Here is a 12,907-nt window from a genome sequence, read left to right as displayed (position 1 = left end):
AAAAAAAGATGAACTGATGAAATTAATCATCTTGTTCTAATCTAGGAGCAAGTAAGAAACTGAGTTTACCGTCACCGGTTACCATATTGAGAGTCAGACTCAATGGCATGTCGGTACCTAAACTGATTTCCGCTTCCTCTGAAAATTTATCTGCTTTGAGCATTTCTCTAATCTTATCTAAAGAGAATAAAGATTTTGCATGTTCTTGAATATTTTCTCCGTGAAGATATTTGATGCTAGCATCACCAAATTCACCGTCGGCTGATGCAATAAAGTAGTCTTCATCAACCTGCAATGCGATTTTATCTGAAAATATATCAATATCGTTGATTGAATCTTTTAAGATTGAGAAACGTACTTTGAATGTTGTTGGATGTGAAATTTGAGGTGGAGTTGGGTTATCATATTCAATATCAATCAATCTGATTTTGAATGTTCTTGTTGCGTCCCCTTCAAAAGTAATGATGAAATTACCTTCATCCACAGACATCAAGACTCTGTCTTGAGATTTTGCACGTTTGAGCACTCTCATGAATTCATCAGTGTCAATGTTAATCTTTTCAGGCACATCACAAATGTATTCATCGAACAAACTTGCTTTAAGTTCTAAATGTACGAAAGTTATGTGACTACGGTCTAAGGCATCTAATCTCATGCCCTCACTGTCAGTTTGAATCTGTACTTCATCAACGATTGATGAAATAGCGTCAAAACTGGTTTTTAATATACTAGAATCACTTAATTCTGCTTTAAACATAAATAATCCTCTTATAAATAATGTAATTATATTTGTTTTTTATATATTATAAGTTTATCTAATCAGGGAAAATTGGGACTGTCAAAATGTTATCTCTTTAACAGTCACTGAAAATTATTCATTTGATGCTTTTTTCATGCTTGAAACATATTCCTTTAGAGGTTCTGCTGCATTCTCGCCATATTCTTCAATGATTTTTACAATTGCACTGCCGACAATGACCCCATCAGCAATTTTACCGATTTCACTAGCTTGTTCAGGAGTATTGATTCCAAAACCGACAGCCAAAGGCAAATCAGTAACTTCACGAATGTCGGATAAAATTGCATTCAAATCAGTTTTGATTTCTGAACGCATTCCAGTAACTCCCAAAGATGAAACAACATAAATGAAACCGGTTGCATCAGATGCTATCTTCTGTATTCTCTGTTTTGATGTAGGAGCAATCAATGAAATGACATCAACACCATTTGAAAGGGCAATGTCTTTTATTTCACCCTTTTCCTCATATGGCAAGTCAGGAGAGATTATTCCATCAATGCCCAATTCTGCACATCTCTTAAAGAACTTTTCATAACCGTAAAAGAAAACAGGATTAATATAAGTCAAAAAGACCAAAGGAATATCAGTTTTTTCGCGAACGCGTCTGACGATATCGAAAACATCATCGGTAGTTGTATTATGCTTTAAAGCCCTAACATTTGCATCCTGAATTACAACACCTTCTGCCATAGGATCTGAAAATGGAATGCCTATTTCCACCAAATCACATCCGGCCTCTTCCATTGCAAGAATGTATTCGACTGTTTTATCTATTGTCGGGTCCCCTGCTGTTAAAAATCCGATGAAGGCTGTGCCGTTTTTAAATGCATCAGGTATTTTACTCATTTAAATCAACTCCTCTGTATTCTGCAATTGATCTGACATCCTTATCTCCTCTTCCTGAAAGACATATCATAATTGTCTCGTCCTTATCCATTTCAGGAGCTATCTTCATGGCGTATGCAACTGCATGCGCACTTTCAATAGCGGGAATTATCCCTTCCATTTTTGATAAGTATTCGAATGCCTCTACTGCCTCCTCATCAGTGACGGGAACATATTCCGCTCTGCCGGTATCCCTCAAATATGCATGTTCCGGACCTACGCCAGGATAATCAAGACCTGCTGAGACTGAATATACAGGTGCAATCTGACCGTAATCTCCCTGATTGAATATTGATTTCATTCCGTGGAATATTCCAATTTTACCGTTTGTAAGTGCAGCCGCATTATATGGTGTGTCTATTCCTTTTCCACCGGCTTCACAACCTATTAATTTAACATCTTCATCTTCAATGAAATTATAGAACGCTCCCATTGCATTGCTTCCACCACCGACACATGCAATCACGGCATCAGGAAGCCTTCCTTCCTTTTCCATGAATTGCTCTTTGGCTTCAGCACTGATGACTGCCTGGAAATCACGAACAATCATCGGGAACGGATGTGGTCCCATTGTGGAACCGATTACATAATTTGTATCATGAACTCTTGCAATCCAATCTCTGAATGCATCGTTTACTGCATCCTTAAGGGTTTGAGTTCCTGATTTGACTGAATGGACTTTTGCTCCCAGCAATTCCATCCTATAAACATTTAAAGCTTGCCTTTTTGTATCAACTTCTCCCATGAAGACTTCACATTCCATGTCAAGCAATGCAGCCGCTGTTGCTGTTGCCACACCGTGTTGACCTGCACCTGTTTCGGCAATCACTCTGGTTTTTCCCATCTTTTTAGCAAGCAATACCTGACCCAGGACATTGTTGATCTTGTGAGCGCCGGTGTGATTCAAATCTTCACGTTTCAAATAGATTTTAGCTCCGCCAAGGTCCTCGGTCATTCTTTTAGCATAATATAACAAAGAGGGTCTTCCGGCATATTCCTTTAACAATGTATTGAGCTCTTCAACAAAATCCGGATCATTAATGTAATGATTGTACTGCTCTTCCAAGTAAAGCAGTTCATTCATCAAGGTTTCAGATATGTATTGGCCGCCATATTCGCCATACCTTCCTCTACTCAATTTATAACCTCCATTATCTCTTTAATCTTATTTTCATCTTTAACATCATCAGTTTCAAGGCTTGAACTTAAATCAACCGCATAGGGATTGAATTCCTCAACAGCATGAGTTACATTTTCACTATTCAATCCTCCAGCCAGGAAAAATTCTTTTTTTATGTCTTTTCTAATCAGACCCCAATCAAATGTTTTTCCGCTGCCTTTGCCACTGTCAAGCAATAAGTAATCAGAATTAGAATCATTGTATTCCAACAAATCGACTTCCTGTGTCATTTCAATTGCATTAATGATTTTTAATTCACCATTAGTTTTCTTCTTTAAGTCTAATATATATTGTTCGCTTTCGCTTCCGTGAAGCTGGGCGACTTCAATTATCTCATCTTCGAACAGTTCCAATATTTCCTCCTGGGGAGAATCTACAAAAACACCAACTGAAATTATATCCGAATCGAGATTGTCCTTCAATTCTTTAGCCAAATCATGTGAAACCTTTCTTTTTGAATCTGCAAATACAAATCCGATATAATCGGGCTTATATCTGTTTACCATTTCAATATCTTCCAATCTTTTGATTCCACAGATTTTAATTTTAACCATTTTTCAGCTCCGAAATCATGGCCTTTTTATCATCACTTTTCATTAAAGTTTCGCCTATTAAAACAGCATCGACATCATTTTCTTTCAATCTGATGATATCTTCATGTGTTTTAATGCCGCTTTCTGAAATAAATATAACATCTCCACTGACACATCTACGTAGACTGATACTATTTTCAATGTCTACTGTAAAATCCTGCAGGTTTCTGTTGTTGACGCCGATAATTTCAGCACCGACAGTCATGGCCCTAAAGATTTCATCACCGTCATGAGTCTCAACAATTGCTGAAAGGCCCAGGTCATGTGCCAAATCCAGATATTTCTTCAGCTGAACAACATCCAGAATGGAAACTATCAATAAAACGGCGGAAGCTCCCAACATCTTGGCTTCCCAAATCATATACTCATCAACGACAAAATCCTTTCTCAAAACAGGTATGCTGACCTCTTTTGCAATTTCCTCGAGATATTCATCAGACCCCTGGAAAAAATATGGTTCTGTCAATACGGAAATTGCACTGGCTCCTGCAGCCTCGTATTCCTTTGCAATAGCCAGATAGTCAAAGTCCTCTGCAATCAGGCCCTTTGATGGAGAAGCCTTTTTGATTTCGGCGATTATGGAAATATCATCCCCGCTTAATGCCTTTTTAAAAGGAAATTCATCTGAAATTTCCAATAGGGAAACCTGTTTTTTAATATCTTCCAATGGCAATATGCTTTTAGCCATCTCAACTCTTTCTTTTGTTTTTTCAACGATTTCATCCAACATTTTAATCAGCATTTGTAAATTCAATAAAGTTTTCAAGTTGTCTTAATGCCTTTCCGGAATCGATGATTTCGGCTGCAAGTTCAACACCTTCCCTTAAGGATTCGACTTTACCGGCAACATACAATCCTGCAGCGGAATTCAATAGAACGGCATTTCTTTTTGGTCCTTTTTCACCATTTAAGATTGATAAGGTAATTTTTGCATTTTCTTTGGCGTCTCCACCTACCAGATCCTCTTTGGAACATACTTCCATTCCGAAGTATTCAGGTGAAATTTCATAAGACATTGTTTTACCATCTTTAAGTTCACATACAAAAGTTTTGTCACTGACCGAAATCTCATCCATTCCGTCCATTCCATAAACTGAAACTGCAGATTCGACACCAAGGTTTTTCAATACCTCCATCAGCGGTTCAACAAGCTCCTTTTCATAAACCCCCAAAACCTGCATGGAAGCACCGGCAGGATTTGTCAGAGGACCTAAAATATTAAATATTGTCCTGATTGAGAGTTCCTTTCTTACAGGAGCCACATATTTCATGGACAAATGATAATTCTGAGCAAACAGGAAGCATATGTTATTCTCCTTCAGGCATCTCAGGCTTCTGCTTGGACTAATATGAATGTTGACACCCAATTCCTCCAATACGTCAGCCGCACCGCATTTGCTTGATGCTGATCGGTTACCATGCTTTGCAACAGGAATTCCAGCAGCTGAAATGACGATTGAAGAGGTGGTTGAAATATTGAAGGTGTTTGAACCGTCACCCCCGGTACCGACAATCTCCAAAACCTTTTCGTCATTCAGGAGCCTCAAACAATGAGCCCTCATCGCCTCGGCTGATGCGGTGATTTCCTCGATAGTTTCACCTTTCATTGCCATGGCAGTCAGATAGGCGCTCATTTGAACTTCACTTGCTTCACCGCTCATGATTTCGTCCATTGTTTTATAAGCTTCATCATAAGTTAAATCTTCATGCTTGTATACTTTTAAAATTGCTTCTTTAATCATAATATGCCTCTTTCAACTTTCTCTATGAAATTTTCAATAATAGTTAATCCGTCAGGTGTCAAAATTGACTCAGGATGGAACTGCAGTCCGTAAACATTAAACTCCCTGTGCTTTACCGCCATGACTTCCCTGTCATCCCGTGCCTTTGAGATGATTTCCAGACAATCCGGAAGAGTATTCTCAACAAGACTAAGGGAATGGTACCTTCCGACAGTTATTTCTGAGGGAAGCCCCTTAAAGATAAAATCATAGTCAAGGGAAATTTTTGATGACTTTCCATGCATCAGCCTTTTTGCATGTGAGACCTCGCCTCCAAGTGCGGCGCAAATTGCCTGATGGCCCAGGCAAACCCCTAAAATAGGTATCTTATCATGGAATTCCTTTACCAAATCCATGCAGATTCCTGCGTCCTCAGGTTTTCCAGGTCCAGGGGACAATATGATCGCCTCAGGATTTAGGCCTCTTATCTCATCAATAGTTATCTTGTCATTTCTTGAAACTTTAATGTCTGAATTGACCTGACCAACCAATTGGTACAGGTTATATGAAAAACTGTCATAATTGTCTATCAAAAGAATCATTGCAATCCCCCATCAGCAGTCTTTAAGGCATCGATTACTGCAGCCGCCTTATTTAAACATTCCTCAAATTCCTTTTCCGGAACACTGTCCGCCACAATTCCTGCACCGGACCGTATGAAGACCTTATTGTTTCTCGCAAATGCGATTCTGATTGAAATGCATGTGTCGATGTTTCCGCTCAAATCAACATAACCGATAGCTCCACCGTAGATTCCGCGCTTATTGTCTTCAAGCTCGTTTATTATTTCACAGGCCCTTATCTTTGGGGCGCCTGATAACGTTCCTGCAGGCAGGATTGAGTCTATTGCCGCAAGAGAATCCAAATCGCTTCTCAAGTCTCCTGTGACTGTAGAGCCAATGTGCATCACATGTGAGAACCTCTCAATAGACAAGTACTTTTCAACTTTTACAGAGCCGATTTCAGAGATCCTTCCGATGTCGTTTCTTCCAAGGTCAACAAGCATATTGTGCTCTGCAAGCTCCTTTTCATCAGCAAGCAAATCATGTTCCAGCTCGTGGTCCTCTTCATCGGTTTTTCCACGAGGCCTTGTTCCGGCAAGGGGGAAAGTGTAAAGCTTATTGTTGTTTAATTTGACCAGGGTTTCGGGAGAGGCGCCTGCAATTTCAATGTCATCGCTTGAGAAGTAAAACATGTAAGGAGAGGGATTTGTAGTCCTCAGAACCCTGTATGTGTCAAGCAGGCTTCCTGAAATTTCTGCCTCTATCCTGTTTGAAAGCACAACCTGGAAAATGTCTCCTTCATAAATGTAATTTTTTGCCTTTTCCACCATTTCACAATACTTTTCGCGTGAAAAAGCAGGTTTGAAATCTGATTTTAATTTTAACGGAACAATTTCTGATTTTTTACCGTTTTTCAACAAATCGGCCATTTCGAGGAGTTCGTCACATGCCTTTTTGTAGTTGTTTTCCAAATCGTCTGTCTTGATGTTGATTATGAGAATTATCTTTTGCCTGAAGTTGTCGAATGCGATGACCTTATCAAAAAGCATCAAATCGATGTCCTTGAAGCAGTCCTGGTTTTCGGCATCCAAATTCAAGGTTGGTTCAGCATATTTGATGTAGTCATATGCAAAATATCCCACAAAACCGCCGGTAAATGGCGGCAGATTTTTCAATTTTGGAGATTTGTTCTTTTCAATCAAATCCTTGATGATTTCACGGGGATTCTCAGTTTCGATGACCTTCACATCATCATTCAATTCATTGAAGTCCTTATCACCCTTAATATTAACAATGCCATCCTGGCAAGTGAATTCCAAAAGAGGATCGAAGCCTAAAAATGTGTATCTTCCCCATTTTTTTGAATCATCTACACTTTCCAGCATGTATGTATGTTTGCTTATGCCTTTTAGAATTCTTAAAACTTCTATCGGTGTCGCTATATCTGAAAACAGTTCATAAGATATAGGTATTCTCCTATACTCTTCATCTTTACATATTTCTTTTGCTTCTTTTAAATCAGGGGAAAACATTTTATCACTAATAATTAATTAGTATAATGTACTATTTAAAACCTTGTTGTATTAAAATGTACATTGAAAGAAAATTTAAAAAAAATATTACATTTTGTCCTGTTCCTTACTAAATGCAATTACAATCTTTTTGATTTCCCTGCTTTCCAAATAAGGAAGATTTTCAGTGATTTCACGTTCCAAATCCTTATTTAACTGCAATCTCTTTTCAACGTATTCATCACCTTCAAACTCATTCCTGTACTGTTTGTTCAGATTGGAATACTTTGTAATCAGAGGCTGAAGAATTGTTCCGATATCCTCATCCAAACGGTCATTTATGATTTTCCTTTTCCTGATTTCATTGACAAAACCAACGATGGTGATGAAGAATCCCAACATGGTCACGGTCAGTGCAGGAACAAAAATCTGCTGATTGTCAATGAAGACTACAGTAACGACAATTCCGACAAGAATTAAAACAATTCCGATTTTTCTTATATCCATGATAAGATTTTTATAAATCATTACTATTTAATTTTTTCAGATTGTCAACGATGAAAACTAAAATGAGGGCAAATGAAACTATAGCCAAAATAGACATTATCATCATGACCGAATTGTTTGTGAACAAAATCTTATTCGGGTCAAGGAAAACAATTATCTCGGCAAACAGGTTATTCAGAAAGTGAGCAAATATCGCAACAAAAATATTATCTGTTTTCAGATACAATATTGCAATGCATATTCCAAAGATAAATGCTGAAAATATGGATCCGAAGCTGTGAAGGGCAGCAAAGAGCAATGAGGAAATCAATACAGCAAAAACAGCCGGAACAATAAATTGCAGCCTGTTTAAAAAGACCCCCCTAAAGATTAATTCCTCAGAGATTGGTGAAATCAGTATTGTTGCAATCAGACTGCCTGCAAATACGGAATTAAATAAATTAAATGATGGAACAATACCTAAAATAAAATTTGAAAAATATAACATTCCATATGAGAAGAATATGTTCAAAATCACAACTGCAAGAGTCGTTTTTAGTATATTGGGTGAAAAAACCTCCATGACATCAAGCCTAATTGAAAAAATTTGAGTTCTTAGTTTAAAAATAAAGTAAAAAATTATCAAAATATAAATCCAAATAGAATCAATTTGAACAATGTTTAAAGAATTAAATGAATACTGAATTAAAAATAAAATGATAATTAAAGGCAACAACTCCTTTAATCTAATCTTTTTAAGTTTTTCATTAAATAAAGACATCTTATCAAAAATAAAATTTATCAAATTAATTAAAGATACTCCAATCTGAAAAGGTGATTTGGCATATTTACTAGTCCTAATTAGTAGTATTTTCTGAATTTATTCAACGTCAGTAAGCACAAAAACATCTTCAATTGCGTTTTTACCCAAAATTTTAGTAATCTTATATGCCAATATTAAAGAAGGGTTATAGCGTGCATTTTCTAAAGCGTTTATTGTCTGACGTGTGACACCAGCTAAATCGGCCAACTCTTGTTGAGTTATACCTTTTTCCTGGCGGAATTTGCGTATTTTTGTTTCCATAGTATCACCTATTATAAATGAATTATAATAGTAATAATTAATCTTTATATGAAACAATATAAATGTTTGCTAAAATTTAATAGTTTGAACAACAAAAATATTATTGCTATTATAATTTTTAAGTGAGATGATAAAAAATGGCTATACACCCAATTGAATTTAGGTATGGTACTCCTGAAATGAAAAATATTTGGGAAGAAGAAAATAAATTACAAAGAATGCTTGATGTAGAAGCTGCATTGGCTTTGGCTGAAGGAAAACTAGGAATAATACCACAAGAAGTTGCAGACGAAATCGCTGCAAAAGCAAATACAAAATACGTAAAATTAGAAAGAATGAAAGAAATTGAAGCCGAAACCAATCACGACATTGCAGCATTATCAAAATCAATCACCGAAGTATGTGAAAACGGTGCGGGAGAATATGTCCACTTTGGCGCTACATCCAATGATATTGTAGACAGTTCCAATTCCCTGCTCATCCGTGACTCCATTGATGTGCTTGAAGAAAAATTAGAAAGACTAACCAAAATAATGCTTAAATTAGCAGAAGAAAATAAGATGAAAGTATGCATTGGACGTACACACGGCCAGCACGCACTTCCAACCACCTACGGAATGAAGTTCGGTATCTGGGCCGATGAGCTCCACAGACAATATGTAAGATTAGAAAATGCAAGAGCAAACGTGTGTGTCGGAATGATGGACGGCGCTGTCGGTACAACCGCCGCTTTAGGCGAACAAGGTTGGGAAATCCACAAAACCGTTGCGGAAATCTTAGGATTGCCTGCCGCCAGAATCACAAACCAAGTTGTTCAAAGGGACAACCATGTTGAATTCATAAGCGTTTTGGCAAACATAGCATCCACCTTGGATAAAATAGGACTCGAAATCAGAAGCCTCCAAAGAACCGAAATAATGGAAGTTGGAGAATATTTCGATCCTGAAAAACAAGTTGGAAGCAGCACAATGCCACACAAAATGAATCCGATTACTGCTGAAAGAATCTGTGGTGTTGCAAGAATCGTAAAATCATTTGTAAATGCCGCACTCGACAATAACCCTCTCTGGCATGAAAGGGATCTTACCAATTCATCATGTGAAAGGATAATGTTTCCGGAAAGCTGCATCTTAACCGATTACATCTTAAACCTTACCATCAAATTGATGAACAACCTGGTATTCTATGATGAAAACATCGAAAGAAACCTTAACTTGACTAACGGACTAATCATGGCCGAAAGATTAATGGCTGAACTCACCCGTGCAGGAATGGGAAAACAAACCGCTTACGGAATTGTAAGGAAAAATGCAATTAAAGCTAATAAGGAAAAACTGTTATTAGGTGAGTTAATCCTAGAGGATGAAGAAGTCCAAAAATACTTAACAGAAGACGATGTTGAAAAAATCATGGATCCTCACACATACACCGGATCTATACCAACAATCATTGATGAATTGCTTGAAGAATCCAAAAGTTGGTTTTAAAATTAAAAAAATAGAATTAATTGGTTTAACCAATTAATTTTTAACTCTTTTTATTTCAGGAACATATCTCTTAAGCATTAGAGATAATGTGATAACTGTTACTGAACTCATTGCCATTGCAAGACCTGCAAGAGCAGGTTCAAATGTGATTCCGAATGTCGGATACAATACACCGGCTGCGATTGGAATCAATATTGTGTTATATGCAAATGCCCAGAAAATGTTTTCCTTGATTCTGCGCATGACCTTTTTGGAAAACTGAACCGCAGCAACGACATTTTCCAAATCACCTTCCATAACGACAATATCTCCGCTTTCCATTGCAATATCTGTACCATTGCCCATGGCAACACCGATATCTGCCTGTGTAAGTGCCGGAGCATCATTGATTCCGTCCCCAACGAACAGGACCTTTTTGGTATTGTTTGCTTGAGTGGATTTGACTATGTCCAATTTGTTTTCAGGAAGAACGCCCGCTTCAACATTGTCGATTCCAACTTCACGGGCAACGTTCAATGCAGTGGATTCGTTGTCTCCAGTCAGCATATAGGTTTTAACGCCCATCTTATGCAACTCATCGATTGCCCTTTTTGAATTGGCCTTGATCTTATCGGACAGGCTTAAAATACCCTTTACGGATTTATCCTCAGCAATCAGAATAATGGTTTTGCTCAATGCTTCAAGTTCATGATATTTGTCGATGATTTCGGTGCCCACATCCACATCATAAGACTGCATCAAAGCCAAATTGCCTGCAATAATTTCATTATCGTTCAATATGGCTTTAAGTCCTTTACCAGTTATATTTTCAAATTCGCTTGTCTGGTTAAGTTCCAAACCATATTCCTTTGACTTGTTTACAATGGCTTTCGCTATAGGGTGGGTCGAATTCTGCTCGACGCTTGCCGCAAGCCTGATTAATTCCGCATCTGCAATTCCATAGGGAATAATGTCATCGACTTCCGGCTTTCCTTCAGTTATTGTACCTGTCTTGTCAAAAGCGGCCACATCAATTTGTCCGGCATTTTCCAGAGTATCCCCGTTCTTGATTAGAATTCCATACTCGGCAGCCCTTCCAACACCGACAGTGACGGCAGTTGGAGTTGCAAGACCTAATGCACATGGACAGGCAACGACCAATATTGAAATCAGACAGGTCAATGAGAAGAGCAATGTTCCCCCAAGTACAAAATACCATATCAGGAATACAACTATTGCAATCGTTAGGATGACCGGAATGAAATAGCTGACAATGGTATTGGCGAATTTCTGTACGGGAGGCCTTGAAGACTGTGCCTTTTCAACCAAACGGATAATGTTTGACAAAACGGTTTCCTTTCCGATTTTTTTGGCTTTAATCTGTAAGACTCCGTCCTGATTGATTGTTCCGGCAAATACCTCTTCACCATCATTTTTAACTTTAGGAATCGGTTCACCGTTAATCATTGATTCATCAACATAAGACTCCCCGCCGACAACATCACCATCCACAGGAATCTTTTCACCCGGTTTTACCAAGAGCAAATCATCAATTACAATATCTGCAATGGAGACTTCCTTTTGAGATATGATTTCCCCATTCTCATCAACTTCTATGGCAGTTGCAACGGTCGGCTGAAGACCTATCAATTCCCTTATTGAATCGGAGGTTCTCTTTTTGGCTCTTGCCTCAAGATATCTTCCAATCATTAAAAAGGAAGGAAGCATAACTGCGGAGTCATAAAACATGAAAGTGTGGTCCAATACGATTCCAAATGTTCCGAAAATACTTGAGATATATGCAACCAAAATACCCATGGAATACATTACATCCATATTCAGGTTCTTATGCATCAAACCGTTGATTCCAGCCTTTAAAATTGGCAAGGACACATATAAAAATGGTGCGATACTCACAATCAATGACAGCAGTCCCATTGATGAGATGTTCAAACCGGTTGAATGGTTGATTGAATGAACAATTCCCATAAGAGGATCCCATCCGCTAAACATTAAAATCATTAAAATGACTGAGAAAAATAGACCTACAATTATCCTATTGCGCTTTTCCTTTAAATCCTGCTGGTATATCTCTTCTTCATCAATTTCTGTCTGGCCCTCAACGCCCAAAAGCTCGAAACCCAAAGAGGTGATTACCTCATCAATCTCGTCAAGGGTCACCTTTGAAGAATCATATCGTATTCTTGCGGACTGTGAAGTCAAATCCGCCTTTACATCGAAAATCCCATCCAGCCTGATAAGGAAATTCTCGACGTTCATTGTACATGAAGCGCAATGCATGCCCTGAATCCTGATGGTCATTTCATCTGTGTGAAGCTCAAATCCGAGGTTTTTCACCAGCCTTTCCATTTCCTCATAGGAAATCTTCTTAGTATCTACAGTGATGTGGAGCTTATTAGCTGCAAGGTCCGCATCAACCTCCTCTACACCTTCAATTTTTCCAAAAGTCTTGTTAACGCTTAAAACACAGGAAGCACAGTGCATTCCTTCTATCGGCAAGTCCATATGTTTATGCTTTACCATGCTATCACAACCATTTTGATTATAAGACTATTTTTATTTTTGATATTTAATAAAGTTTAGGTTAAACTAAATTCA

General features: G+C 37.9%; 13 protein-coding genes. 1 reads left to right on the top strand and 12 read right to left on the bottom strand.

Translation table 11 applies throughout. The features are described from left to right. Positions 1 to 22 precede the first annotated feature (22 nt). The 11 genes from pcn to E7Z79_RS00180 form a co-directional block, all read right to left on the bottom strand. Positions 23 to 757 (bottom strand): proliferating cell nuclear antigen (pcna), encoded by a 735-nt coding sequence (gene pcn, locus E7Z79_RS00230; RefSeq protein ID WP_292602280.1) that lies wholly within the window; start codon positions 755 to 757, stop codon positions 23 to 25. A 114-nt stretch (positions 758 to 871) separates the two neighbouring features. After that, positions 872 to 1,645 (bottom strand): tryptophan synthase subunit alpha, encoded by a 774-nt coding sequence (gene trpA, locus E7Z79_RS00225; RefSeq protein ID WP_303738009.1) that lies wholly within the window; start codon positions 1,643 to 1,645, stop codon positions 872 to 874. Then, positions 1,638 to 2,822, bottom strand: coding sequence for a tryptophan synthase subunit beta (gene trpB / locus E7Z79_RS00220; RefSeq protein ID WP_303738008.1), 1,185 nt, complete (start codon positions 2,820 to 2,822; stop codon positions 1,638 to 1,640). The genes trpA and trpB overlap by 8 nt, the downstream gene beginning before the upstream one ends. Next, positions 2,819 to 3,418, bottom strand: coding sequence for a phosphoribosylanthranilate isomerase (locus E7Z79_RS00215; RefSeq protein WP_303738007.1), 600 nt, complete (start codon positions 3,416 to 3,418; stop codon positions 2,819 to 2,821). Before E7Z79_RS00215 ends, trpB begins: the two co-directional genes overlap by 4 nt. Further along, positions 3,411 to 4,187, bottom strand: a complete 777-nt coding sequence (gene trpC / locus E7Z79_RS00210) for an indole-3-glycerol phosphate synthase TrpC (protein WP_303738006.1) — start codon at positions 4,185 to 4,187, stop codon at positions 3,411 to 3,413. The genes E7Z79_RS00215 and trpC overlap by 8 nt, the downstream gene beginning before the upstream one ends. 1 nt (position 4,188) lies before the next feature. After that, complete coding sequence (gene trpD, locus E7Z79_RS00205) at positions 4,189 to 5,199, bottom strand: anthranilate phosphoribosyltransferase (RefSeq protein ID WP_303738005.1); 1,011 nt, start codon at positions 5,197 to 5,199, stop codon at positions 4,189 to 4,191. Then, positions 5,196 to 5,780 carry an aminodeoxychorismate/anthranilate synthase component II gene (locus E7Z79_RS00200; protein ID WP_303738004.1) on the bottom strand — a complete coding sequence of 195 codons (585 nt, stop codon included), beginning with the start codon at positions 5,778 to 5,780 and terminating at the stop codon, positions 5,196 to 5,198. Before E7Z79_RS00200 ends, trpD begins: the two co-directional genes overlap by 4 nt. Further along, positions 5,777 to 7,273 carry an anthranilate synthase component I gene (gene trpE / locus E7Z79_RS00195; protein WP_303738003.1) on the bottom strand — a complete coding sequence of 499 codons (1,497 nt, stop codon included), beginning with the start codon at positions 7,271 to 7,273 and terminating at the stop codon, positions 5,777 to 5,779. The genes E7Z79_RS00200 and trpE overlap by 4 nt, the downstream gene beginning before the upstream one ends. A gap of 87 nt (positions 7,274 to 7,360) precedes the next feature. After that, complete coding sequence (locus E7Z79_RS00190) at positions 7,361 to 7,759, bottom strand: hypothetical protein (protein WP_303738002.1); 399 nt, start codon at positions 7,757 to 7,759, stop codon at positions 7,361 to 7,363. Between the two features lie 10 nt (positions 7,760 to 7,769). Beyond that, entirely contained in the window at positions 7,770 to 8,321 is a 552-nt protein-coding gene (locus tag E7Z79_RS00185; RefSeq protein WP_303738001.1) for a CPBP family intramembrane glutamic endopeptidase, read from the bottom strand. A 297-nt stretch (positions 8,322 to 8,618) separates the two neighbouring features. Next, on the bottom strand, positions 8,619 to 8,822 hold the full coding sequence (locus E7Z79_RS00180) for a helix-turn-helix transcriptional regulator (protein ID WP_303738000.1): 204 nt from the start codon (positions 8,820 to 8,822) through the stop codon (positions 8,619 to 8,621). Positions 8,823 to 8,959: 137 nt separating this feature from the next. Here E7Z79_RS00180 and purB point away from each other — a divergent pair, with 137 nt between their 5' ends. Further along, the gene (purB, locus tag E7Z79_RS00175; RefSeq protein ID WP_303737999.1) at positions 8,960 to 10,309 is read left to right on the top strand and encodes an adenylosuccinate lyase; all 1,350 of its coding nucleotides are present in this window, start codon (positions 8,960 to 8,962) and stop codon (positions 10,307 to 10,309) included. A 33-nt stretch (positions 10,310 to 10,342) separates the two neighbouring features. On the opposite strand, the gene E7Z79_RS00170 is transcribed toward purB, so the two are convergent. Beyond that, a complete protein-coding gene (locus E7Z79_RS00170; protein ID WP_303737998.1) occupies positions 10,343 to 12,832 on the bottom strand; it encodes a heavy metal translocating P-type ATPase in 2,490 nt (829 codons plus the stop codon). Between the last annotated feature and the right edge of the window lie 75 nt (positions 12,833 to 12,907).

This window comes from Methanobrevibacter thaueri (assembly GCF_015062905.1).
Taxonomy (GTDB): Archaea; Methanobacteriota; Methanobacteria; order Methanobacteriales; family Methanobacteriaceae; genus Methanocatella; species Methanocatella thaueri_A.
Note: the sequence above shows the minus strand (reverse complement) of the source record. Positions and strands in the feature narration are given on the sequence as shown.